The organism is Rothia sp. ZJ932, assembly GCF_016924835.1.
Classification (GTDB): domain Bacteria; phylum Actinomycetota; class Actinomycetes; order Actinomycetales; family Micrococcaceae; genus Rothia.
This window is the reverse complement of the sequence record NZ_CP070480.1, coordinates 1624387-1648082: the sequence shown is the minus strand read 5'-3', so window position 1 is coordinate 1648082 and position 23696 is coordinate 1624387. Positions and strand designations below refer to the sequence as shown.

The following is a 23696-nucleotide window of genomic DNA, read 5'->3' as shown; positions in this document are numbered from 1 at the left end:
AGAAGGGTTCATAAATTTTCACGCAGGGACGCTCACAGCGTCCCTGTACTGTTATCACGAAAGAAGGGCCAGCAATATGGATATTGATTTGAGCAACCTGCGTTTGCTGGAAAAAGAGCGCGATATTTCTATCGAGGAGCTCATTCCAATGATTGAAAGCGCCCTGTTGCTGGCGTACAACAAGCAGCCTGGAGCTATTCACGGTTCACGCGCAGAAATCGACCGTAAGACTGGCGCTATCACCATCTGGGCGCCCGAGCTCGATGAAGATGACCAGCGCATTGGCGAATTCGACGACACCCCCAATAACTTTGGTCGCATCGCGGCATCCACAGCGCGTCAGGTTATCACCCAGCGTCTACGCGATGCTGAAGACTCCCACGTTTTGGGTGAGTTCCGCGACCGCGAAGGCGAACTCGTTTCAGGTCTGATTCAGCAAGGTCAGAACCCCCGCATGGTGCAGGTTGACCTGGGCACTGTTGAGGCAGTTCTGCCCAGCTCAGAGCAGGTTCCCGGCGAAAAGTACCGCCACGGCACCCGCATCCGCGCCTACCTTCTTGAGGCTAAGCGCGGTCAGAAGGGTCCCTCTGTTGTTCTCTCGCGCTCGCACCCCAACCTAGTGCGTCGTCTCTTCGAGCACGAAGTCCCCGAAATTCAGGACGGTTCAGTAGAGCTCATGGCAATTGCCCGCGAAGCTGGTCACCGCACCAAGATTGCTGTGCGCGCTACCAAGCCCGGCATTAACCCCAAGGGCTCTTGCATCGGTGAAATGGGTTCGCGCGTGCGTGCCGTCATGTCAGATTTGAACAACGAGAAAATCGACATTGTAGATTTCGACGAGGATCCCACTGTCTTTATTCGCTCGGCTCTCTCACCGTCCAAGGTCGTCTCAGTTGATGTGACCGATCCTGCTACCCAGTCAGCCCGCGCTATTGTGCCCGATGACCAGCTCTCTCTGGCGATTGGCAAAGAGGGGCAGAACGCACGTCTGGCAGCGAAACTGACCGGCTGGCGCATCGACATCATCTCTGAATCACGCTTCAACGAGGCTGAAGCAGCCCGCGCTGCTACCGAAGAAGCTTAAGAGAGCTAAACTACTTAAGTTACCTCTAGCCCCCACAAAAGGGCTAGACTGGTAACTAAGAATAAAGACCTTGCGCCTTATCGAAAGAAGGTACCCCATCAGTATGCAGGAAAACCCGCAACAGGTAACAGCACTTACCGCTGTACCCGTTCGTACCTGCATCGGGTGCCGCACCACCGATAGCCGCGGGTCTTTATTACGTGTAGCGCTCAAGAAAGAAGCGACCGGTACACCGGTGGTTTTTCTCGATACCGCTAAACGCGCATCAGGACGCGGCGCGTGGGTTCACCCGAACCCGCAGTGCTTTGCCACAGCCCTTAAACGAGGGTCTTTCAACAAAGCATTTCGTGCCCGCGTCAATGCAACCCACCTCGAAAACATTCCAACCGGTGAATTGGTTGAAAGTCTCGATGAGGGTGAATGCAGAGAAATCTCTGCGCGAAACGAATAAGTCAACGAGTTTGACGGCTTGAAATCACGAAAGCGAGTCAGAGAACTGATGGAAAACAACCAATGAGTGCCGCACAATGAGTACTTTTGTGTGCTCTGCCTCCGGCAAACATCACGGTGCAACGGTAATCACCGTTGCGCATTTAACTAAAAACTGAAGGTTCGCGCCGTCCTGGTGCGAGCCAGGACAGGAGAAAAGTGGCTAAGCCCCGCGTTCACGAGATCGCTAAAGAGCTCGGAATCCCCTCAAAAGAAGCTGTCGCTAAGCTTCAAGAACTTGGCGAATTCGTCAAGAGTGCAGCATCAACCTTGGAACCGCCTGTAGTCAAAAAACTGCGCGCTGCCTTCCCCGATGCTGCTCTCCCAGCAGAATCAGCACCTGCTCCGGCTGCTAAGCCAGGTTCATCAGCACCCAAGCCCGGTGCCGCAAAGAGCCCTGCTAAGCCCGGTGCTAACAAGCCTGTGCCTAAGCCCGCAGCTAAGACCTCAGCACCTGCTGAAAAGACTTCAGCTCCCGCTGGAAAGAAAGCAGAAGCTCCTAAGCCTGCTGCTGCTCCCAAGGCTAACTCAGCGCAGAAGCCGAGTGGTCCCCGCCCTGGCAACAACCCCTTCTCAACTAACCAGGGTATGGACGCACCTCGCCCCAGCGTTCCCAAGCCTGCTGCACCGCGTCCTGCTGCTAAGCCCGGTGCGCCCCGCCCCGGCAACAACCCCTTCTCTAACAACCAGGGCATGAAGCGCAACGAAGGCGGACGCGGTGAAGGTCGTAACGGCGGTCCTCGTCCCGGTGGTCGCGGTCCTCAGCGTGGCAACGGCGGACCCCGTCCCGGTGGCGCTGGCAACGGCGGTCCCCGCCCCGCAGGCAATGGCGGCCCTCGTCCGGCTGGTCGTAACGGTCAGCGTCCTGCAGGTGCAGGTAACGGCGGTCCCCGCCCCGCAGGTAACAATGCATCCTCAAACAACAACGCGGCACCGCGGCCCGCAGGTGGCGCTAACCGCCCCTCACCGAATATGATGCCCACCAAGATGGCAGCTGCTCCGGCACCCGGTCGCGGTGGCTCAGGTTCAGGAAACGGCCCTCGTCGTGGTGGCGGCGCTGGCGGTAACGGTGGCGGCGGCTTCAACCGCGGTCCCGGTCGCGGTGGCCCCGGCGGCGGTCGCGGTAACGCTCAGGGAGCTTTCGGTCGCGGCGGCGGTAAGCGCAAGGGACGTAAGAACAAGAGCCGCGAGCAAGATCAGCTACAGGCACCAGCAGTAGGTGGCGTAGTTGTTCCCCGCGGTAACGGCGACACCGTAGTGCGCTTGCGCCGCGGTGCCTCCATCATGGACTTTGCTGAAAAGATTAATGCAAACCCCGCATCACTGATTACCGTTCTCTTCCATCTGGGCGAGATGGCGACTCAGACCCAGTCACTGGATGAAGAGACCTTTGAATTGTTGGGTGCAGAGCTCGGCTTCAAGGTTCAGGTTGTTTCACCTGAGGACGAAGAGCGCGAACTGTTGGAATCCTTCGCGATCGATCTCGAAGCAGAAGCTGTTGCTGAAGAAGAAAACGACGCACTGGAATTCCGCCCGCCGGTTGTTACCGTTATGGGTCACGTCGACCACGGTAAAACCCGCTTGCTCGACGCTATCCGTAACACCAACGTTATCGATGGTGAAGCTGGTGGCATTACCCAGCACATCGGTGCCTACCAGATTCACACCGAAGTTGGCGGCGAAGACCGCGCACTGACCTTCATTGACACTCCCGGTCACGAGGCGTTTACCGCTATGCGTGCCCGCGGTGCCAAGGTTACCGATATTGCAATTCTGGTGGTTGCTGCGGACGACGGCGTTATGCCTCAGACCGTTGAAGCGCTGAACCACGCACAGGCAGCAAACGTGCCGACCGTGGTAGCTGTCAACAAGATCGATAAGGAAGGCGTAAGCCCCGATAAGGTACGTGGCCAGCTGGCCGAGTACGGTCTGGTACCCGAAGAATACGGTGGCGACGCCCTCTTCGTTGACGTTTCAGCTCGTAACGGTCTGAATATCGATGAACTGCTCGAAGCAGTTGTTCTGACTGCCGATGGTGCTCTAGAACTTAAGGCTAACCCCAATAAGGAAGCTCGCGGTGTTGCCATTGAAGCTAACCTTGATAAGGGGCGCGGTGCCGTTGCAACTGTCCTGGTTCAGTCAGGTACTCTGCGCGTTGGTGATGCCATCGTTGCAGGTGCAGCCCACGGTCGCGTCCGCGCGATGTTCGATGAGAAGGGCAACAGCGTTGAGGAAGCTGGCCCCTCACGTCCTGTTCAGGTGCTCGGTCTGTCAAACGTGCCCCGCGCAGGTGACACCTTCTTGGCTACCGAGGAAGAGCGTACCGCACGTCAGATTGCTGAAAAGCGTGAGGCAGCAGATCGTAATGCTCAGCTGGCTAAGCGCCGCAAGCGCGTGACCCTCGAATCCTTCGATGCCGCTGTGGCTGAAGGCAAGATGGACACCCTCAACCTCATTATTAAGGGTGACGTTTCAGGTGCTGTTGAAGCTCTGGAAGAATCACTCATGAAGATTGAGGTTGGCGGCGACGAAGTTCAGTTGCGCGTTATCCACCGCGGTGTTGGTGCGATTACCCAGAACGACGTGAACCTGGCAACCGTTGATAACGCGGTTATCATCGGCTTCAACGTTCGCCCTGCAGAGCGCGTTGCAGAACTTGCTGATCGCGAAGGCGTTGAGATGAAGTTCTACTCCGTCATCTACCGCGCGATTGAAGAAATCGAGCAGGCAGTCAAGGGCATGCTCAAGCCCGAGTACGAAGAAGTTGAACTCGGTTCAGCTGAAGTACGCGAAGTATTCCGCTCTTCCAAGTGGGGTAACATCGCAGGTTCAATCGTCAAGAACGGCCTCATCAAGCGCAACGCTAACGCTCGACTGGTACGAGATGGCTCGGTTATCTCCGAGAAGCTCAAGATTGAGTCGTTGCGACGCTTCAAGGATGATGCTACCGAGGTCCGTGAGGGCTTCGAGTGTGGTATTGGTTTGGGCTCCTTCAACGATATTAAAGAAGGCGACATCATTGAGACCTGGGAGATGCGTGAAAAGCCTCGCGTCTAATCCTCACTCGTAGGTGAGCTAACGCACCCTAGCGTGTAAGGTGAGCCGGTTACTAGCGATAGTGACCGGCTCACCCTTTTAACACTTGCGATTTATTGGCGTGCCGAGAAAATTTTCTGATAGGTGAGAACTCGCGGTGCATGGAGGGTTATGAGCACGATAGAGTTAGAGATACAGATAAGAGCGGTGCTTGAGTGCGCCGTTGAAGAAAGAGGAAAGAAGAATAATCATGGCAGATGCAGCACGCGCCGCCCGACTGGCAGATCGTATTCAGGTTATTGTGGCTCAGGCTCTGGAACGCCGCATTAAAGACCCCCGTTTGGGTTTCATTACTGTGACCGATGCTCGCGTCACTAACGACCTACAGCACGCAACCATCTACTACACCGTTTTTGGCAGCGAAGAAGAGCAGGCATCCACTAAGGCTGCTCTTGAATCAGCGAAGGGTATTTTGCGTTCAGAAGTGGGCAAGAACATCACTGCTCGATTGACCCCTACTCTCACTTTTGTTTCTGACGAGGTTCCTGTGAACGCCGCTCATCTTGAAGATTTGCTGCGTAAGACCCGTGAACGCGATGCCGAGCTTGCCGCTGCGGCTGAGGGCGCGTCCTACGCTGGTGAGGCTGATCCTTACAAGAAGCCTGAGGACGAGGACGAGTCAGTAGAAGAAACTCGCGAGGCATAGAACCTAATTGATGGCGCGTAAGAACACGAACAAAGGACCTTCTGGTCTAGTTGTCATTGATAAGCCTGCGGGCATGACCAGCCACGATGTAGTGTCGAGGGTTCGGCAGTTGGCAGGCACCCGCAAAGTAGGGCATGCTGGCACGCTTGATCCTATGGCAACAGGCGTATTGATTTTGGGGGTGAATAAGGCAACCAAATTGCTGACCTGGGTGGTGGGGGAGTCTAAGACCTACACTACGACCATGCGTTTGGGCATCTCAACTGTTACCGATGACGCCGAAGGCGAAGCAACTGCGCTTGCCTCCCCCGACGCTCTAGCAGCGGTGACGGCTGAGAAAATAGAAGATGCTCTTACTGCGCTACGCGGTGAGATTATGCAGGTGCCTTCGTCCGTGTCAGCGATTAAGGTGAACGGGGTGCGCTCTTACGCGCGCGTTCGTTCTGGTGAAGAGGTAAGCCTTGAGGCTCGCCCGATTACTGTGCATTCATTTGAAGTTCATGCGGTAATCCCTGAGCAGGTCGAAGCCCCCGAGCAGTTGGTGGATTACACCGGTGACACGGTGCCCGACTATATTTCGCCCGGTCAATGTGCCGTGGTGGATGTCGAAGCAACAATTTCGTGCTCATCGGGTACCTATATTCGTGCTTTGGCGCGCGATTTAGGTAGGGCTTTGAATACCGGTGCTCATCTGGCTGCCCTGCGCCGTGTTTCTATCGGTGAGGTCGGTATCGACACTGCGGCAACCTTAGAACAGCTTGCCTTTTTGAAAGAGCAGGCTCCTGATTATCCCCTCCCCATGCTGAGCTTAGAAGATTCAGCGCGGCGGCTCTTTGCCTCTCGCGCTCTCAGTGACCTTGAAGCCACTGACATTTCTAACGGACGCCGTATCGCGCCCTCGGCGACTCAGGACGTGCCGAGCGCACACAGCAAAGTCAGTACAGCTGGTTTAACAGCTGCTTTTGCCCCTGACGGTAGCTTGGTCGCGATTCTTGAGAATAAGAAGTGGCGCGGTGAAAAAGTCGCCGCCCCCGTCCTCGTCTTTGAATCGGGTAAAACATACGGGAGCACCTCATGATGATTGCCGGTCTTGACCTGTGGTTTTGGATATGTACCGTACTCGGTCTTGCTTCAGCGCTGATTTGCATCATTCAGTTTCTGCGCGGGGCAGCAGCTGATGACTGGTCCCAGGGCTCAATTATTGTGCTTGAGGGTTTCCTCATGATCTACTTCGTGGGTTCTATCATGATGCAACTGATGACGGACGGTCCAACGGGGGACTGGTTAGAGTACTACGGTTATTTGCTGACCGCAATGATTATTCCTGCGGGCACTCTGACCTGGTCATTATCTGAGCGAACCCGCTGGTCAACCCTCGTCCTTGCGGTGACGGGCCCGGTACTGATTGTCATGGTTCACCGTATGAACATGCTCTGGTACTACTACTAAACCGTTTCTTCTTTTCTTGAGACAGCCCCACTTTTCATTTGAAAGGCTTTTCAGCTCACCATGGTTCAGCAGGCAAAAAACAGCGGCTTCGGCCGGTTACTGGTTGTTATTTACGCGGTATTCTCACTTTCAGCGACCGCTCGCGCCCTGTACCAGGTGATTCGAAAGTTTGATGAAGCGCCGCTTTCTATTAGCCTCTCAGCTCTTTCGGCTCTCATTTATATTGTGGCTACAGTGGCTTTAGCGAAGAAGGGAAGCTCAGCATGGAAGCTCTCGCTGGCAGCTGTTTCTGCTGAGATGGTCGGCGTGCTGTTGATTGGTGTTTTCAGCTATATCAGACCTGACCTTTTTGAGCTTCCCTCGGTGTGGTCTCATTTTGGGTCAGGCTACGGCTATATTCCCCTGCTACTGCCTATGGTGGGGTTGTGGTGGCTGAACCGCACGCGTTCGCACTCTGGATCACGGGTAACAGCAGAGCACTAGTTTTTTACAGTGCGGCTACGGCGTTAGGATTGTTTCTAGGGTTCGTGCGGGCACGAACATCTCAACTCTTGGACTCTAATAAGGAGACTACGTGGAACGCTATACCGATTTGCAGCAGGTTCCCGCTGACTTCGGCCCCTCTGTGGTGACCCTCGGTAACTTCGACGGCGCCCACAGCGGGCACGCCAAGGTGATCGAGCGTGTTGTTGATGTTGCCCGCGCGCGCGGATTGACTTCTGTGGCTGTCTCATTTGACCCTCACCCCGCTGTGGTGCATAACCCTGGTGCCTATCACCCCGAGATTATGGGGCAGGAGGACCGTCAGCGTCTGCTGCAGCAGATGGGTCTTGAACACTATGTGTTGATCCATTACACGTTGGAGTTTTCTGCCCAGTCGGCTGAAGAATTTGTAAAGTCTACCTTTGTGGATGCGCTGAAGGCTAAGGCTGTGGTGGTGGGCGATGACGTTCGCTTTGGCTACCGTAATTCAGGGGACTTGAGCACCATGATAGAGCTGGGCGAAAAGTACGGATTTGAGGTTTTCACCGTTGATGATCTAACCCATGATTCTGCCCGCCGCTGTTCTTCTACATGGATTCGCGAGCTTCTTGCTGAGGGGCAGGTTGAAGATGCTGCTGAAATTTTGGGACGCCCGCACCTGATGCGCGGTGAAGTGGTGCATGGCTTGGCGCGCGGACGCGAGTTGGGGTTCCCCACTGCTAATTTGAGCGTTGATTCAGACGGGTTTGTTCCGGCGGACGGCGTGTATGCTGGGTGGCTGACTGATGAGGCGGGTAACCGCTGGCCGGTTGCGACTTCGGTGGGTACGAACCCCACCTTTGAGGGTGTTGAGCGCCGCCAGGTGGAGGCGCACGTTATGGGCAGACCTCAAGAACGTGTTGAAGATTTCGATCTATACGGTCAAAGAGTTGTTCTCGAATTCACTGCTCGTCTGCGACCCATGGTTGCTTATACCGGTGTTGAAGCCTTGATTGAGCAGATGAATAAGGACGTTCAGGACGCGCAACAAGTTTTGGGTCTTGCCCTGTAGTTCTTCCGAGATTGAAAGAGCAAAAACCCGTCTTTCGTGTCAGTTACCTGATACAGAAGACGGGTTTTGCGTTAGCACGGTGTGCGGTGTGAACACCGGGGCACGCCAGCTTTACATTTCTTCGTGCTCTGCTGGATCGTAGCCAAAGACGCCGATGCCGGTGTGCAGCATTTTGAGTCGGTTCATCTGATCCTCTGTCAGCTCCCACTCAAAGATATTGAGGTTTTCCACCATGCGCTCGGTGTTAGCGGTTTTGACGATGGGTAGCAGGTTGGATTGCACATTCCAGCGCAGCACCACCTGGGCGGGAGTTGCCTGTGCCTCGCGGGCAATCTCGATTACGGCGGGTAGTTCTAGAATATCTTTGCCGCGACCCAGAGGCGACCACGCCTGAGTAATCATGGCCTGGGAACGGTCATATTCACGCTGGGTTTCTTGTTGGAAGGTCGGCTGAATCTCAATCTGGTTCACAGCCGGGGTTTCCCCGGTTATCGCAATGAGCGCATCCACATGTTCGGGTAAGAAATTGGAGACGCCAATGGAGCGAGTCAGACCCTCATCGCGCAACTCAATCATTGCCCGCCAGGTATCAACGAACTTGCCTATCGAGGGGTTGGGCCAGTGGATCAGGTACATATCAACGTAATCCAGTTCAAGGCGTTCCAACGATTCTTTGAGAGAAGCCTTGGTGGTTTCAAAGCCGTGGTGACGGCCCGGTACCTTGGTCTGCACGAAAATTTCTGAACGGTCAATGCCACTGCGGTTAACACCGCGACCCACACCGATTTCATTGCCGTAGTTCACAGCGGTGTCAATCAGACGCCAACCACGCAGTAGAGCTTCAGAAACATGAACCTCAGCCTCAGCATTTTTCAGGGGATAGGTGCCAAACCCGATAGCGGGAATAGTCTTACCATCACGAAGGGTGTGCTTAAGCATTTGCTGCTCCTGCCTCGGTGCGTCCGTCACGGACGCGGGTGACCAACGCCAGCACAAAGTTGGCTGAACGCTGAGACACAATATCGGTTGCCATATGGAAATCTTGATCGGCTGCAGGACCGCACAAATCTGAGATACCGCGGGTAGCAATAAAAGGTAGGGAACGGGTGCTGCAAACCTGGGCGAGCGCGGTGGTTTCCATATCGGTGGAAATCGCCTGCGGAAAGACCTCGCGGGTATCAGCAACGTTATGGGCGGTCACGAACGATCCACCGGCAAGCATAGTGTCGAAGAAAACGGTACCCTCGCCCTTGTAGCCATCAGCTACTTCGTGCGCCAGTGAGATGAGCTGCGCGGGAGAGCCGAATTTTTCGGGCATACCCGGTACCTGACCGCGTGCGTAACCAAAAGCTGTTGCGTCCGCATCTGTATAGGTGTAATCAACACCCACAGCAAGATCACCCACATTGATATCTTGACGCAAGCCCCCGGCTGTTCCCGCTGAGACAATGACGCTCGGGGAAGGAACCAACTCAAGGGCAACGGTCAAAGCAGTCGCAGCGTTCACCAAACCAATCATGGAACGCACCAGAATAAAAGGCACCGGACCGTTCTCAGTTTCAAGGACGCGCGGGTAGAAGTGGGCAACACCCACCGAAAAGTCCTCACCGGCAGAGGCTGAAGCCTCCAAAAAAGGGGCTGCCTCGGCGTCCATTGCCACCTGAATAACAGCGGCTCCTTCAAAACCTGCTAGCACTGAAACTGACACTATGCCATCACCTGTTCCCACTCATTGCGACTAGCAAGGAACTCGCGCACCGCAGCCTGCGCCTCATCGAGGGAGTGGTTAGTGCCCCAGCCGCACTGCACCTCATTAGCTGCAGGAACCTCGGTTGCCTCTAAGAGGTCATTCATGGAACGCTCAAGAATTGGCAGGAAGTCTTCAAGCTCAACGCCAAGAGTCAGCGCATAAAAGCCGGTCTGGCAGCCCATTGGTGAAAAGTCGATGAGCGCGTCCGTGTGATTCCGCATGTGGTGAGCGGTCATGTGCTCAATGGAGTGAACCGCTTTCATGCCCAGGTGCCCCTTATTAGGCTGGGTGAAGCGTACGTCGTACTTCACCAGTACATCGCCACCGGGCAAGGTCTTACGGTCGGCTACGCGCACATAGGGTGCAGCAACAGCGGTGTGGTCCAAATCGAAGGATTCCACGTTGGTCTTGTCTTTAGAAAAATTCTCCATACCCTCATTCTTTCGCATTTTCTCCACCGAGATCCTGATTTATCACCCAAATCCTGTTTTAAATCAGGATCTCGGCAACAAAACAGGATCTCGGCGTAAAATTAGTATCACGTCATTCTACGAGTAGAAAGAATAACCCCATGACTCACGTTTTGATTCCCACCACCGCAGCAACCGCAGGTCTGGTCGGCGGCTACAGCCTCGCCCGACTCACCGGCGTCCGCCCCATCGGTGGTCTAGCGCTCGCAGCAGGTGGCGTCACTGCCTTCAAAGGCTGGCAGAATAACCGCGGTACTGCCACCGCCGCTGCCCTTACCGGTGTCTACCTGGGTAGCTTCGGCTACTCCCACGTTCTGTACAAAAAAATTGGCCCCTGGCCCGCCGTCGCGAGTGTTACCGCCGCGACCGTACTCGCCTCACTGGTAGCAGGTGGCCCCAAAAAGTAGGGGAGCGCTGACCACAGTGTGACACTATCACCGCTTAAAAGATGACTTTTGCCCGGTGAAAGCTCACAATAGGGTAAGTACACAGGTGTGCAGGTGCCGGCTAGAAATAGCTAGTACCTGCACACATTTTTAAGTTTTATGAGAGATTAAAGGGCGATTCAGTGAATACACCACAGGCAGCGGGCAGCGTTCCGCCCCACGAAGTGCAGGCACTCAAACGGGGGCTCACGCTCAGGCATATTCTCTTTATCGCCCTGGGCTCTGCTATCGGCACTGGGCTGTTCTACGGCTCGGCATCAGCCATTCAGCTGGCGGGTCCCTCGGTGCTACTGGCGTACCTTATCGGTGGTGCCGCGGTTTTTATGGTCATGCGCGCCATGGGCGAGATGGCACTGGCGCACCCCGTTTCTGGCTCCTTCTCTGAGTACGCTACCCGTTATTTAGGACGCGGTGCGGGTTTTATCACCGGCTGGACTTTCGCCCTTGAGATGGCGTTCGTCGCTATTGCTGACGTGACAGCATTCGCCACCTATATGAAGCTGTGGTTTCCCACTACTCCCGCCTGGATCTGGATTTCCAGTCTCATTTTGGTTATCTTGGGTATCAACCTTGCTAAGGTGAAAGCTTTTGGTGAATCTGAATTCTGGATGACTCTTATCAAGGTTGCCGCTATTATCGCCATGATTGTGGGCGGCATTCTCCTGCTGATTTTTGGTGCCCAGTTCAATGTGGGGCAGGACTCCTCCGTTACCAACCTCTGGGACGAGGGCGGCTTCTTCCCCAACGGCATCACCGGCTTTCTCGCCTGCTTTACCGTTGTGATGTTCGCATTTGGCGGCATTGAGACAGTGGGCATCGCCGCGGGAGAGGCAGAAAACCCTCGCGTGTCTATCCCGAAGGCTATCAACACCCTGCCGGTACGCATCCTGCTCTTTTACATCTTGACCCTCACCGTCATTATGTCTCTCTACCCTTGGCACCAGATTTCGGGTGAGGCTTCACCTTTCGTGCAGATCTTTGAAGGTCTGGGTATCGGGGCTGCCGCTCATATTCTCAACTTTGTGGTGATTACCGCAGCCGTTTCGGCTATGAACGCAGACTTCTACGCGGCAGGACGCATGCTGTATGGTCTAGCACACCGCGGCATGGCGCCTGCATCCTTCACCAAGGTCGCTAAAAACGGAACCCCTTTCATGACGGTGGTCTGCATGGGCGTTGTTATGGTGATTGGCGTCTTCGTGAACATCCTTTTCGAAAACGCTTTCTTGATCGTCGCCGCCATCGCAACTTTCGCAACCGTTATGGTGTGGGTGATGATTCTGCTGTCGCACATTGCTTTCAAGAAAGAAATGAAACGCGCCGGGGCAAGCACCGAGTTCGCAGTACCCGCCTGGCCTGCCGCGTCCTACCTAGCACTTGCCTTCATGATCTTCGTGATTGTTCTCTTTGCTTTCTACGAAGACACCCAGCTGGCGCTAATTGCCGGTGTTATCTGGTGTATCTTCCTGGCAGTTATTTATGCCGTGGCAGTGCGCGGTAAAAGCGAAAGCGCAAACGCCGACCTAAAACAGTAAACCTGAAATAGCTTCACAGCACACAACCGCCCGTTTAGCCTCCCTCAAAAGCTAACGGGCGGTTGGCGTATGTGCCCTAACTTGCACTACTAGCGCACCCCCATCTCTTCCACCGCAGAGGACTTTTGGGGTAAAGTAAGTTCTAAGTGTGCGACTGCTGTCCGTGGTTGTCGCACCTCGCAGGTCCCTTTCGAGGCGCTTTGTGAAACCCGGTGGGCAAAAGCAAAACCGGGCCGTCACGGCACTAACTCTAGGAGTTATACTCATGGCACTTGATCCCAAAATCAAGCAGGAAATCATTGCAGAATACGCAACTCACGAGGGCGACACCGGTTCACCCGAGGTGCAGATTGCTGTTCTGACCCGTCGTATCACCGACCTGACCGAGCACATGAAGGAACACAAGCACGATCACCACTCACGTCGTGGTCTGATGATTCTCGTTGGTCGCCGTCGCAACCTGCTGGGTTACCTCAAGGGCATCGACATCGAACGCTACCGTGCTCTGATCGAGCGCTTGGGTCTGCGTCGATAAATACGTTTGATAGTAAGGGCGGTCCACTGATTTTTACGCATGATTCTCTCGGTACACCTGTTGCAGAAGGTATCTTCTCAACCGGCATCCTACCGGCGTAGAATCTAGGCGTAAGAATGAGTACCGCCCTTACGTCTTACATATTTTCTCGATAACCTTTAATCGAGAAAAACCAGAACAAGAACATAAAAAGCACATCGAAGATGCGGTTGAGTCCTCGGTAGTGGCTTCCGGAAAATACAAAGAATTTTTCCGTGGGCTTCGATCGAAGACTGCGCCGAATAAAAATAAAGATGTGCGCGATAGATATAAAGAAAATGGAGGAACCTTGGAAGGTCCCGAAATTCAGTTTGCAGAAGCAATCATAGACAACGGTAAGTTCGGTAAGCGTATCGTTCGTTTCGAAACAGGTCGCCTTGCTCAGCAGGCAGCAGGCTCAGCGATGGTTTACATCGACGATGAAACCTCAATGCTCTCAGCAACCGCCATTGGCAAACAGCCCCGCGAAGGCTTCGACTTCTTCCCCCTCACCGTTGATGTGGAAGAGCGTATGTATGCAGCCGGCAAAATTCCCGCTTCATTCTTCCGTCGCGAGGGACGCCCCACCACCGAAGCGATTCTGGCAGCTCGCCTGATCGACCGCCCCCTGCGTCCTGCCTTCACCAAGGGCATTCGCAACGAGGTTCAGGTTGTTGTCACCGTGCTCTCCATTGAGCCCGACGAAATTTACAACACCGTGGCTATCAACGCAGCATCCTGCTCAACTACCCTTTCAGGTGCTCCGTTCGCGGGCCCCATCGGTGGCGTACGTGTTGCTTTGATTGACGGTCAGTGGGTTGCTTTCCCCAAGCACTCACAGCTTGAAAACGCTGTGTTCGACATGGCAGTAGCAGGTCGCGTCATCACCCGTGCAGACGGTACTGAAGACGTTGCAATCATGATGGTCGAAGCTGAAGCTACCGATAACTCCTGGAACCTTATCAAGGAAAACGGCGCTCAGGCACCCACCGAAGAAATCGTTGCTGAAGGTCTTGAAGCATCAAAGCCCTTTATTAAGGCTCTGTGCCAGGCTCAGGCTGAACTCAAGGCACGCGCTGGCAAGCCCGCTCTAGAACTGCCCTTCTTCGGCTCACACGGTGATGACGTTGATGCAGCTGTCAAGGAATACGCTTCACAGAAGATTGTTGATGTTTACTCCATCGCGGGTAAGCAGGAACGTGAAATCGCTTCTGAAGATTTGCAGAAGGAAATCATGGAAGCCCTTGCTGGCGAAGGCAAGGAATTCGAAGGTCGCGAGAACGAAGTTAACGCTGCTTTCAACGCCCTGACCAAGCACACCGTGCGTCAGCGCATCCTCACCGAGCAGGTTCGTATCGACGGTCGCGGTCTCACCGACATCCGCCAGCTGACCGCTGAGGTTGAGGTTCTGCCCCGCGTTCACGGTTCAGCAATCTTTGAGCGCGGTGAAACCCAGATTATGGGTGTTACCACCTTGAACATGCTCAAGCTGGAACAGCAGCTGGATTCTTTGCACCCCGTCAAGGCGAAGCGCTACATCCACCACTACAATTTCCCGCCCTACTCAACCGGTGAAACCGGACGCGTGGGCTCACCCAAGCGCCGCGAAATCGGCCACGGTGCTCTGGCAGAGCGTGCGCTGACCCCCGTCCTGCCCTCACGCGAAGAATTCCCCTACGCGATCCGTCAGGTATCAGAGGCTTTGGGCTCCAACGGCTCAACCTCAATGGGCTCAGTTTGTGCCTCAACCCTGTCTATGCTCAACGCTGGTGTGCCTCTGCGCGCACCTGTTGCAGGTATCGCAATGGGCTTGGTCTCAGACCAGGTTGATGGTGAAACTCGCTACGCTGCTCTGACCGATATTCTCGGTGCCGAGGACGCACTGGGCGATATGGACTTCAAGGTAGCAGGCACCAGCGAATTCGTTACTGCAATTCAGCTCGACACCAAGCTGGACGGCATTCCCGCATCTGTTCTGGCAGCCGCGCTGACCCAGGCACGCGAGGCTCGTTTGCACATCCTTGAAGTTATCAATGCCGCTATTGATGCACCCGATGAGATGAGTGATTACGCACCGCGCGTGATCTCAGTGAACGTTCCCGTTTCTAAGATTGGTGAGGTCATTGGCCCCAAGGGCAAGATGATTAACCAGATTCAGGAAGAAACTGGCACTGACATCTCCATTGAGGACGACGGCACCGTATACATCGGTGCAACCGACGGTCCCTCCGCTGAGGCAGCACGCGCGGCAATCAACGCGATTGCTAACCCGCAGGTTCCCGAAATCGGTGAACGCTACCTCGGTACCGTCGTCAAGACCACCACCTTCGGTGCGTTCGTGTCACTGACCCCCGGTAAGGACGGTTTGCTGCACATTTCAGAGCTGCGTAAGCTCAACTACGGCAAGCGCGTAGACGACGTTGAAGACGTTGTTGGCGTCGGCCAGAAGGTACAGGTAGAGATCACCAAGATTGACGATCGCGGCAAGCTCTCACTGTCACCGGTTGTAGCTGAAGAAGCAGCTGAGGCTGCGGACGAAGCGTAACCTCTTACCTCGTCATAACTTGGCAAAAGATGTAGCCTCGACCCTCTCACGGGGTGAGGCTGCATCTTTTTCTTATCTTTTAAACTCTCTTCCCGGGCGCATAACCACACTACAAACTACGCGCCTACTTCTGAAAGGTTTTTATGCCCATCGTCCTTCCGCTCACCACCGCTGCTGCACAAGGCGAACTCAATTATGTCACCGGTCGCCTCGTGTACGCAGGTGAGGGCGGCAATGAGGTACGTCGTTCCATCTTGCCCGGCGGCGTCCGCGTTATTACCGAGCGTATGCCTTCCCAACGCAGTGTTTCCATCGGTTTTTGGGTGGGGGTAGGTTCTCGCGATGAGCAGCCTGGAATGCTTGGCTCAACTCACTTCTTAGAGCATCTACTCTTTAAAGGCACCGAAAAACGTAGCGCACTCGATATCGCTCAAGCGTTTGACGAAGTGGGTGGAGAATCCAACGCGCTGACCGCTAAAGAACATACCTGCTACTATGCGCGCGCCCTGGACGATGATACCCAAATGGCTATCAATGTTATTGCAGATATGGTGACTAGCGCCCGCCTTGATGACGCTGATATGGAGCAGGAACGTGGCGTTATCCTCGAAGAAATTGCTATGGATCAAGATGACCCTACAGACGTTGCCTTTGAGAACCATATTGAGCAGCTCATGGGGACAAACCCGTTGGGTAGACCCATTGGAGGCAACCCCGAAGAGATTATGAATGTGTCCCGCGAGGCAGTGTATGAACACTACAAGAAGTTCTACACCCCTGACCGTCTCGTTGTTTCAGCAGCCGGTTCGCTGGACCACTCACAAATTGTCTCCTATGTTCTTGCAGCCCTTGAAAATAGTGGGTGGAATCTCACCGAAGGCGTTATGCCATCACCCCGTCGTGTTCGCTCAGCAACTTTGATTAGCCCAGCGTCTGCCCACCTTGAACTTGATAAAGGCTTTGAACAGACCAATATCGTGGTTGGTCGTCCCTCAATCATTGCCGGTGACGAGCGTTGCTATGCGATGAGTGTTCTCACATCAGCTCTTGGTGGCGGTATGTCTTCGCGCCTCTTCCAAGAAATCCGCGAAAAAAGAGGACTCGCTTACTCAACTTTCGCTTTCTCTGGTACCTACTCGGACGCTGGTTATTTTGGCATGTACGCTGGTTGCCTACCCGCGAAAACTGAGCAGGTGCAAGAGATCATGTACCGGGAGTTTGAACAGCTCGTGCGGGAAGGCCTCGGCGACGCTGAGCTTAGTAAAGTCTTAGGCCAGCTGGGTGGGGCAACTATTCTAGGCAGCGAAGATGCAGGTTCCCGCATGTCGCGTCTAGGACGGGCTGAACTTGACGCTGGTGAATTTTCTACGCTGGACGAAATCCTACACGGTGTGCGTTCTGTGACCCATCGCGATATTAAAGAACTGCTAGAATTTCTTGCTCAACAGCCTGAAGTGACTACCATTGTTCGCTAGTTCCTTCGTACAGTAAACCGAGGTGGGAGCCCCCTAAAATAATGGGCTTCCGCCTCGGTTCTTTAAGTATGTGAGGGTCTAGCGCCCCTTTACCTTCTCTACCGCGTCCTTGATGGTTTGGGCGTAGAGCTCGGCGCCTTCGGGGGTGGGGTGGACGCCGTCGTTCGCGAAAAGCTGGGGTTTGCCGGTGGATGCAGTTGCCCAGTCGGCGAGCGCTACCTCCGGGTGTCGTTGGGCGGTGGCTTGCAGCACCTCGTTGGAAGCCTGAACCCAGGTGAGGTGGGCGGGTGCCTGGCCGGTGACGAGCACGATATGTTGTACGCCTGCGTCTTTGGCTGCGGTGATGGCTTGGTCGACCATGGTTGGGGAAATGGTGGAGTTGGTGGTCAAAGAGAGCACCAGGGTATCGCCTAGTGTGCCTTCTTGCTTGAGTGAGAAAATGATGTCCGGAGCTGCTGCGAACTGCCGTGAGATTTCAGCATTGACGGCGGAGTCGGGTAGTTTCTCGTGAAGCTGACCGGCAGATGCCAATGACACTGAGTCGCCAATAATGCTGATGCCGCTATTGCTTTCTTCGGGAGCTATTTCTGCACTATCAGTAGATACGGAAGAGGGCGCGTCGGGTGCTGTCGTTTGTTGATTCTCAGCCACGTGTGAAGATCCAGATTCTTGTTGCGCCCGGTTAAGCTGGGCTTTTCCCTGAGCAATCAGAGCTTGGGCTTCGGTCATGTGCGGGGCGGTTTGTACCGCGAAAACATTAGCTGCTGCACCCACAACCAGCAGAGCTACGCCAGCAACAGGCAGGGCTTTAGCGGGGGAGAAGATCGCCTCCACCCAGGCTGTGAGGGCCCCTCGGAAACCGTACCTGCGCACCGGCGTCTCGATGTACATATAGGAAAAACCAGCAATAGTTAGAGTCAACAGGAGCAGGGGAATCTGTACCCACAGACCGAAGCCGGGACCGAAAATATAGTGGGCTAATACAGCCAGCGGCCAGTGCCACAGATAGATTCCGTAGGAACGCTTACCAATCCAGACCAGGGGCGCGAACGATAGAGCACCTCTGAGCCACCGGGCAATGGCTGAGCGAGTATCGGGCAGTAGCGCCTGCAAAACGCCGAGCCCCAATAACGCCCCAGCCAGCAATCCCCAGGGCTGCAACACAGACTGCTCATGCTCAGAAAGCACCCTAGCCAACGGCACTATAGCGGCAAGACTGAACCACCCCACAAGAGCCCGGACTGTACCCCAGAGACCGTTGCCATAGCCTACGTGGGTGTAAAGACGCGCGTCCACGGGCGGGTACATGCTCCACGGGATTAGCAGTGCCAAAAGCACTCCGAGCATCAGCCCGTAGAGGTGCGTGTCAGTGCCGTAGTAGATACGAGCAAAGCTGCCGCCTGACCATACCAAAATTATTACTAATACCAGCGAGAGAACGCCCAGAATAACCGGCACCAATGCTCGCTGCCGCCAGGTTTTCAAAAAGATACAGGCAAACACTAAGACAACGGGCCAGAAGAAGTAGAACTGCTCCTCCACCGCCAACGACCAGAAATTCGTCAGTAGTTCGGGCGAAGTCTGCGTGAAATAGTCGTTACCGGCAGCGATAGAGAACCAGTTAGAAGAATAGGTAAACGCACCGAGCAGCTGCCTGCCGAATCCTACCAGAATATCCCCACCGACCAGAAGCGCCACGGGAGCTATGGTGAGCACCAGAGCAGCAACAGCCGGAACGAGCCTGCGCAGGCGGCGTACCCAAAAAGCAATAATGTTCATCTTGCCGGTGTACGCGCCTTCGCGTAGTAAGAGCGCTGTAATCAAGTAACCAGAGATGACAAAAAAGATATCAACACCGATCATGCCGCCGGGAAGAGCAGCTGGCCACAGGTGGTAGATGACCACTAGCAAGACCGCCACAGCTCGCAACCCATCAAGACCGGGCAGAACGAAACGCCTGGTTCCTTCTTCAGGGCGAACGCTGGAGTAGAAAACGTGTTCTTGCTGCATACTTACCTTCACTGACGTGCTGGGTGCCGATATCTGCCAAGGGCGCAGGGCGCGTATCAGATGGTACGGCATGAAACGGATGGAGCGGGTAGAGGTGGCGACCTGAGGCAGGTGGCGCTGTAGTACTCCCGTACCAGTTTAGTGGGTACACAGATGTTTCATGTATCGACACAAACGGGGAACTCCTGTGACTATCGCGGTAAAGTAGTAAGCCATTGCCAAAATTTTGTGAGAGGGTGGGCGTTTAGAAGCTATGACGAGAATTCTTAAAGTTGCTGTTGTCGGGGCGGGCGGACGCATGGGTAGCGAAGCTGTGCGAGCTATCAACACTGCTGAGGATATGGATCTGGTAGCGGCACTGGGGTCTGGCGACTCTTTGCAGGAACTGGTTGATGCCGGCGCTGAAATCGTCGTTGACCTGACCGTCCCTTCTGTCACTGAGAAGAACGTGCGGTTCGCAGTTGAAAACGGCATGCATGCGGTGGTGGGCACGACTGGGTGGGACACTGAACGCCTCGAGAATTTGCGTGCTTTGTTAGCTGAAAACCCGCAGGTTGGTGTGCTTATTGCCCCCAATTTTGCTATCGGTTCGATTCTTGCCACCGAGTTTGCCGCTAAAGCCGCTCGCTATTTTGATTCTGTTGAGGTTATCGAGATGCACCACCCGAATAAGGTTGATGCGCCCTCGGGTACAGCGGTTCACACCGCCCGCAAAATCGCTGAGGCACGAGTAAACGCCGGCGTAGGAGAGTCCCCTGATGCTACCGAACACGATGAGGGCGGTTCACGCGGTGCGGTTGTTGACGGTGTACACGTTCACGCGGTTCGTCTGCGAGGGCTTGTTGCTCATCAGGAAATCTTGCTGGGCGATCCGGGGCAGCAGCTGGTGATTCGCCATGATTCCTTTGACCGTGCGTCCTTTATGCCCGGTGTACTCTTGGGCGTTCGAGAAGTTGCCCAGCAACCCGGTCTGACGCACGGGCTTGACGGGTATTTGGATCTTTCATAGATGAACTCGCTCAAACTATTTAGTGCCACCGCTATAGTGCTGGTTGCTCTCACCGTGCTCTTGCTACCGTTACCTCAGGGCGCGAAAATTACTGTTTTTATGGTGCTGGCTTTTGTTGGCGTTTTTACGGTGATTGAGGGGCGCGGGCGCGGCAAACTTTTTGCTGCCATCGTCATCGCCTTGCTGACTCTGTATCTGGGAGTAACCGTTCAACGCGGCATCCTTTTGATGACCAGTGGCGAGTGGGTCGGCGTAGTACTGGGTATGAGCCTGATAGTGCTACCGGTTATTGGCGCCTGGGCTATGATCCGCGAAATCATTTTTGGCTCTCGGATTCAAACGATGGCAGAAGAAATGGCGGCCCAAGGTCTGCTCCCTGAAGACACCATCGAGCGTCACCCCTCGGGGCGTATGGTACGGCAGGACGCGGACGCACAATTTGAGAAGTACCGCAGGGCAGCTGAAGAGAACCCTGAAAAATGGCAGAACTGGTTCAACCTGTCTTTAGCCTACGATGCCTCAGGTGATCGTAAGCGTGCCCGCTCCGCCATGCGTGAGGCCATTGCTTTACGCGCAGGAAAACTGGTTGCTTCCTGACACACCTCGTAGAACAGGAGGAACATACTAGGTAACGAAGTGCTCACAGCTCGCTATCTGCACCTTCATGGAGCATCCTAGATAAGAACACAAAACTCAACATATGTGAACTTCTACGTACCAGTTACAAGTAGTAAGTGCGCACAACACAGGGTAGATTAGAGATATGTCGCAGTCACAGAACACCGTTGGAACATTTGCCGAGCCTATTTTCGGGCGTTTGCTCACCGCTATGGTGACGCCTTTCGCTGATGATGGATCGGTCGACGAAACCGCCACCGCTGAACTTGCTCTTCACCTCGCTGACCGTGGTCACGATGGTCTTGTGGTGTGCGGTACCACCGGTGAGTATTCCACGATGACCGATGAGGAAAACGAACGCGTCTTTGACATCGTGAAAGATGCTGTGGGCGATCGCGTTAAGATCATTGCCGGTGTTGGCTCGAACGATACCAACCACACCCTGAACCTAGTCAAGGCTGCCGATCGTGTGGGTGTTGACGGTCTTTTGGTAGTGACCCCCTACTACAACAAGCCAACCCAAGCAGGCTTGGTAGGTCACTTCACCGAGGTCGCGCGCTCATCTGATACCCCTGTGATGTTGTACGATATTCCCGGTCGCGCGGGCATCCCGATTGCTATAGACACCTACAAAGTTCTCGCTGAGCTGCCCACTGTTGTGGCGGTTAAAGACGCAAAGGCTGATTTGGGTGCTGCCTCCGAAGTAATGGCAGCCACCGACCTACAGTACTACTCTGGCGATGACGGTTTGCTCTTGCCCTGGCTCAGTATTGGAGCTGTAGGGCATGTGGGCGTCACCTCACACGTAGCCCCCGAAATGTTCCGTGATATGCTCGATGCCTTCATCGGTGGAGAACTTGCCCACGCCCAGCAGATTCATCGCGATCTAGTGCCCGTTATTCGCGCCGCTATGGGGCGCGTCCCCGGTTGCGTCGCTGCAAAAGAAATTTTGAAATGGCAGGGAATGCTCAAATCGAGCGCAGTCCGACTGCCCCACGTTGGTCCGACCGACTCAGAAGAAGCTGCCATGCGCGCAGACCTCGCTGAATCAGCACTGGCATCAACCATTACTCAGTAAAAATAAAAGCAGAAAAGGCAGCAACTGGCACCGAATAACAGGTGACCCGCAACTGCACTGCACCACAGCGTGAGGCGGGTTCAGCTGGCACATACCAGCAAGAATCCGCTTTCACCGTGTCTATGAAAGAGGTTTTATGGCTCATCTAGAATTCGATTTGCCCCGCCCGCCCAAACTAAAGCGCGACACCCTGCGCGTTGTAGCCCTCGGTGGTTTGGGTGAAGTTGGTCGTAACATGACCGTGTACGAAATCAACGGAAAACTGCTCGTTGTTGACTGTGGCGTGCTCTTTCCCGAAGAGTCCCAGCCCGGCGTTGATTTGATTCTGCCCGATTTGAACTACATCATGGACCGCCTCGATGACATTGTCGCAGTTGTGCTGACCCACGGTCACGAAGACCACATTGGTGCCGTGCCCTACTTGCTCAAGCGTCGCGCAGATATTCCCCTGGTCGGTTCGCAGCTGACCCTGGCACTGGTCGAAGCGAAACTTGCTGAACACCGCATCAAGCCCTACACCCTCACCGTTGAAGAGGGTATGGTTGAGGCATTCGGTCCCTACGAATGCGAATTTGTAGCGGTTAACCACTCGATTCCGGACGCGCTCGCAGTCTTTATTCGCACCCAGGCGGGTAAGGTCTTGCACACCGGTGACTTCAAGATGGATCAGCTGCCCCTCGACGGACGCCTGACCGACCTTCGCCACTTTGCTCGTCTGGGTGAAGAAGGCATCGACTTGTTCTTGCCTGACTCCACTAACGCTGAAGTTCCCGGCTTTACTCCGACCGAAAAGAACATCGGCGGCGTTTTGTCCCAGGTATTCCGCGATGCTCCTCAGCGCATTATCGTCGCGTCCTTCTCATCGCACGTTCACCGCGTTCAGCAGGTGCTTGACGCTGCGGCTGAGCGCGGACGCAAGGTCGTGCTGGTGGGGCGCTCGATGGTGCGTAACATGACCATCGCTGAGAAGCTGGGCTATCTCAACGTGCCCCAGGGTCTACTGGTAGATTTGAAAAAAGTTGATGACTACCGTCCCGAAGAAATCGTGATGATGTGTACCGGTTCGCAGGGTGAGCCTATGGCCGCGCTCTCACGCATGGCAAATGGCGATCACAAGATTCAGATTGAACAGGGCGATACCGTAGTTCTCGCTTCATCACTGATTCCCGGCAACGAAACCAGCGTTTACCGTGTCATCAACGGTCTCATGAAACTTGGCGCTAACGTTGTGCATAAAGGCAACGCTAAGGTTCACGTTTCGGGTCACGCCGCTGCCGGTGAGCTGATTTACTGCTACAACATTCTCAAGCCCAAGAACGTTATGCCCGTTCACGGCGAAATTCGCCACCTCATCGCCAACGCCGATTTGGCGATTGAAACCGGTATTGATCCCGAGGGCGTGTTGATCTGTGAGGACGGCACCGTTGTGGACCTAGCGGACGGCAAGGCGCGCATTGTGGGGCAGGTGCCTAACGAATACGTTTACGTTGATGGCCGCTCCGTCGGTGAGGTTACCGAAGAAGATCTCAAGGATCGCCGTACTCTGGGTGAAGAGGGCTTTGTCTCTATCGTGACCGTTATTGACCGTGCTACCAAGCGCGTGGTCACCGGCCCCGATGTACACGCCCGCGGTGTTGCCGAAGACGACTCAGTCTTTGACGACATCACTCCCAAAATCACTGCCGTCCTGGAGGACGCTCTGCGTCGTGCCCCGCACGAAGTACACACTGTTCACCAGCTACAGCAGATCGTCCGCCGTACTATCGGCTCATGGGTGGCACGTCGTTTGCGTCGCAAACCCATGATTATTCCGGTTGTGGTTGAAACTCATACCGATAAGGACTAAAAATCCTGTACCTTAAACATAATGTTTAACCTTTACCCGCGCGCGGTGGAGTCTTATATCTTT

21 protein-coding genes are annotated in these 23696 nt (G+C 54.8%); 17 read left to right on the top strand and 4 right to left on the bottom strand.

Annotated features, from left to right (window positions below):
- Nucleotides 1-76: 76 nt before the first annotated feature.
- The 8 genes from nusA to JR346_RS07515 all read left to right on the top strand — a co-directional run bounded on the left by nusA (nucleotide 77) and on the right by JR346_RS07515 (nucleotide 8298).
- Complete coding sequence (nusA, locus tag JR346_RS07550) at nucleotides 77-1084, top strand: transcription termination factor NusA (RefSeq protein ID WP_204877297.1); 1008 nt, start codon at nucleotides 77-79, stop codon at nucleotides 1082-1084.
- A gap of 103 nt (nucleotides 1085-1187) precedes the next feature.
- Nucleotides 1188-1535 (top strand): YlxR family protein, encoded by a 348-nt coding sequence (locus tag JR346_RS07545; RefSeq protein ID WP_204877296.1) that lies wholly within the window; start codon nucleotides 1188-1190, stop codon nucleotides 1533-1535.
- Between the two features lie 197 nt (nucleotides 1536-1732).
- Nucleotides 1733-4630, top strand: coding sequence for a translation initiation factor IF-2 (gene infB / locus JR346_RS07540; protein WP_205482126.1), 2898 nt, complete (start codon nucleotides 1733-1735; stop codon nucleotides 4628-4630).
- Nucleotides 4631-4859: 229 nt separating this feature from the next.
- Nucleotides 4860-5315, top strand: coding sequence for a 30S ribosome-binding factor RbfA (gene rbfA / locus JR346_RS07535; protein WP_204877294.1), 456 nt, complete (start codon nucleotides 4860-4862; stop codon nucleotides 5313-5315).
- A 10-nt stretch (nucleotides 5316-5325) separates the two neighbouring features.
- A complete protein-coding gene (gene truB, locus JR346_RS07530; RefSeq protein ID WP_204877293.1) occupies nucleotides 5326-6393 on the top strand; it encodes a tRNA pseudouridine(55) synthase TruB in 1068 nt (355 codons plus the stop codon).
- The gene (locus JR346_RS07525; protein WP_239478807.1) at nucleotides 6390-6764 is read left to right on the top strand and encodes a hypothetical protein; all 375 of its coding nucleotides are present in this window, start codon (nucleotides 6390-6392) and stop codon (nucleotides 6762-6764) included. The genes truB and JR346_RS07525 overlap by 4 nt, the downstream gene beginning before the upstream one ends.
- A gap of 60 nt (nucleotides 6765-6824) precedes the next feature.
- A complete protein-coding gene (locus JR346_RS07520) occupies nucleotides 6825-7247 on the top strand; it encodes a hypothetical protein (protein ID WP_204877292.1) in 423 nt (140 codons plus the stop codon).
- 91 nt (nucleotides 7248-7338) lie between these two features.
- Nucleotides 7339-8298: a bifunctional riboflavin kinase/FAD synthetase gene (locus JR346_RS07515; RefSeq protein WP_205482125.1), complete on the top strand. Its 960-nt coding sequence runs from the start codon at nucleotides 7339-7341 to the stop codon at nucleotides 8296-8298.
- Nucleotides 8299-8409: 111 nt separating this feature from the next.
- Here JR346_RS07515 and JR346_RS07510 read toward each other — a convergent pair whose 3' ends face one another.
- Genes JR346_RS07510 through JR346_RS07500 form a run of 3 tightly spaced genes read right to left on the bottom strand, consistent with a single transcriptional unit; the run spans nucleotide 8410 to nucleotide 10479 of the window.
- Nucleotides 8410-9237, bottom strand: a complete 828-nt coding sequence (locus JR346_RS07510) for an aldo/keto reductase (protein WP_205482124.1) — start codon at nucleotides 9235-9237, stop codon at nucleotides 8410-8412.
- Nucleotides 9230-10006 carry a 5'-methylthioadenosine/S-adenosylhomocysteine nucleosidase gene (gene mtnN, locus JR346_RS07505; protein WP_240333911.1) on the bottom strand — a complete coding sequence of 259 codons (777 nt, stop codon included), beginning with the start codon at nucleotides 10004-10006 and terminating at the stop codon, nucleotides 9230-9232. The genes JR346_RS07510 and mtnN overlap by 8 nt, the downstream gene beginning before the upstream one ends.
- Nucleotides 10006-10479, bottom strand: coding sequence for an S-ribosylhomocysteine lyase (locus JR346_RS07500; protein WP_204877289.1), 474 nt, complete (start codon nucleotides 10477-10479; stop codon nucleotides 10006-10008). Before JR346_RS07500 ends, mtnN begins: the two co-directional genes overlap by 1 nt.
- 140 nt (nucleotides 10480-10619) lie before the next feature.
- Between JR346_RS07500 and JR346_RS07495 the strand changes: the two genes are divergently transcribed.
- The 5 genes from JR346_RS07495 (at nucleotide 10620) to JR346_RS07475 (ending at nucleotide 17072) form a co-directional block, all read left to right on the top strand.
- Nucleotides 10620-10925 carry a hypothetical protein gene (locus JR346_RS07495; protein WP_205482123.1) on the top strand — a complete coding sequence of 102 codons (306 nt, stop codon included), beginning with the start codon at nucleotides 10620-10622 and terminating at the stop codon, nucleotides 10923-10925.
- A gap of 161 nt (nucleotides 10926-11086) precedes the next feature.
- A complete protein-coding gene (locus JR346_RS07490; protein WP_205482122.1) occupies nucleotides 11087-12499 on the top strand; it encodes an amino acid permease in 1413 nt (470 codons plus the stop codon).
- A gap of 265 nt (nucleotides 12500-12764) precedes the next feature.
- Nucleotides 12765-13034, top strand: a complete 270-nt coding sequence (gene rpsO, locus JR346_RS07485) for a 30S ribosomal protein S15 (RefSeq protein ID WP_204877286.1) — start codon at nucleotides 12765-12767, stop codon at nucleotides 13032-13034.
- Between the two features lie 328 nt (nucleotides 13035-13362).
- The gene (locus JR346_RS07480) at nucleotides 13363-15597 is read left to right on the top strand and encodes a polyribonucleotide nucleotidyltransferase (RefSeq protein WP_205482121.1); all 2235 of its coding nucleotides are present in this window, start codon (nucleotides 13363-13365) and stop codon (nucleotides 15595-15597) included.
- Between the two features lie 143 nt (nucleotides 15598-15740).
- A complete protein-coding gene (locus JR346_RS07475) occupies nucleotides 15741-17072 on the top strand; it encodes a pitrilysin family protein (RefSeq protein WP_205482120.1) in 1332 nt (443 codons plus the stop codon).
- Between the two features lie 78 nt (nucleotides 17073-17150).
- Here JR346_RS07475 and JR346_RS07470 read toward each other — a convergent pair whose 3' ends face one another.
- Complete coding sequence (locus tag JR346_RS07470; RefSeq protein ID WP_204877283.1) at nucleotides 17151-19082, bottom strand: acyltransferase family protein; 1932 nt, start codon at nucleotides 19080-19082, stop codon at nucleotides 17151-17153.
- 253 nt (nucleotides 19083-19335) lie between these two features.
- Here JR346_RS07470 and dapB point away from each other — a divergent pair, with 253 nt between their 5' ends.
- The 4 genes from dapB to JR346_RS07450 all read left to right on the top strand — a co-directional run bounded on the left by dapB (nucleotide 19336) and on the right by JR346_RS07450 (nucleotide 23633).
- A complete protein-coding gene (gene dapB / locus JR346_RS07465; RefSeq protein ID WP_204877282.1) occupies nucleotides 19336-20091 on the top strand; it encodes a 4-hydroxy-tetrahydrodipicolinate reductase in 756 nt (251 codons plus the stop codon).
- A complete protein-coding gene (locus tag JR346_RS07460) occupies nucleotides 20092-20688 on the top strand; it encodes a hypothetical protein (RefSeq protein ID WP_205482119.1) in 597 nt (198 codons plus the stop codon).
- Nucleotides 20689-20854: 166 nt separating this feature from the next.
- Complete coding sequence (gene dapA, locus JR346_RS07455) at nucleotides 20855-21787, top strand: 4-hydroxy-tetrahydrodipicolinate synthase (RefSeq protein WP_205482118.1); 933 nt, start codon at nucleotides 20855-20857, stop codon at nucleotides 21785-21787.
- A 136-nt stretch (nucleotides 21788-21923) separates the two neighbouring features.
- Complete coding sequence (locus JR346_RS07450; RefSeq protein ID WP_205482117.1) at nucleotides 21924-23633, top strand: ribonuclease J; 1710 nt, start codon at nucleotides 21924-21926, stop codon at nucleotides 23631-23633.
- The last annotated feature ends 63 nt before the right edge of the window (nucleotides 23634-23696 follow it).

Bases quoted from the DNA above. Each gene is read 5' to 3' on its own strand.
- JR346_RS07450 (WP_205482117.1), top strand. From the start codon at position 21,924: ATGGCTCATCTAGAATTCGATTTGCCCCGCCCGCCCAAACTAAAGCGC.
- JR346_RS07525 (WP_239478807.1), top strand. From the start codon at position 6,390: ATGATGATTGCCGGTCTTGACCTGTGGTTTTGGATATGTACCGTACTC.
- JR346_RS07510 (WP_205482124.1), bottom strand. From the start codon at position 9,237: ATGCTTAAGCACACCCTTCGTGATGGTAAGACTATTCCCGCTATCGGG.
- JR346_RS07470 (WP_204877283.1), bottom strand. From the start codon at position 19,082: ATGCAGCAAGAACACGTTTTCTACTCCAGCGTTCGCCCTGAAGAAGGA.
- JR346_RS07520 (WP_204877292.1), top strand. From the start codon at position 6,825: ATGGTTCAGCAGGCAAAAAACAGCGGCTTCGGCCGGTTACTGGTTGTT.
- JR346_RS07495 (WP_205482123.1), top strand. From the start codon at position 10,620: ATGACTCACGTTTTGATTCCCACCACCGCAGCAACCGCAGGTCTGGTC.
- nusA (WP_204877297.1), top strand. From the start codon at position 77: ATGGATATTGATTTGAGCAACCTGCGTTTGCTGGAAAAAGAGCGCGAT.
- JR346_RS07475 (WP_205482120.1), top strand. From the start codon at position 15,741: ATGCCCATCGTCCTTCCGCTCACCACCGCTGCTGCACAAGGCGAACTC.
- JR346_RS07545 (WP_204877296.1), top strand. From the start codon at position 1,188: ATGCAGGAAAACCCGCAACAGGTAACAGCACTTACCGCTGTACCCGTT.
- JR346_RS07500 (WP_204877289.1), bottom strand. From the start codon at position 10,479: ATGGAGAATTTTTCTAAAGACAAGACCAACGTGGAATCCTTCGATTTG.
- dapB (WP_204877282.1), top strand. From the start codon at position 19,336: ATGACGAGAATTCTTAAAGTTGCTGTTGTCGGGGCGGGCGGACGCATG.
- rpsO (WP_204877286.1), top strand. From the start codon at position 12,765: ATGGCACTTGATCCCAAAATCAAGCAGGAAATCATTGCAGAATACGCA.
- JR346_RS07460 (WP_205482119.1), top strand. From the start codon at position 20,092: ATGAACTCGCTCAAACTATTTAGTGCCACCGCTATAGTGCTGGTTGCT.
- dapA (WP_205482118.1), top strand. From the start codon at position 20,855: ATGTCGCAGTCACAGAACACCGTTGGAACATTTGCCGAGCCTATTTTC.
- truB (WP_204877293.1), top strand. From the start codon at position 5,326: ATGGCGCGTAAGAACACGAACAAAGGACCTTCTGGTCTAGTTGTCATT.
- rbfA (WP_204877294.1), top strand. From the start codon at position 4,860: ATGGCAGATGCAGCACGCGCCGCCCGACTGGCAGATCGTATTCAGGTT.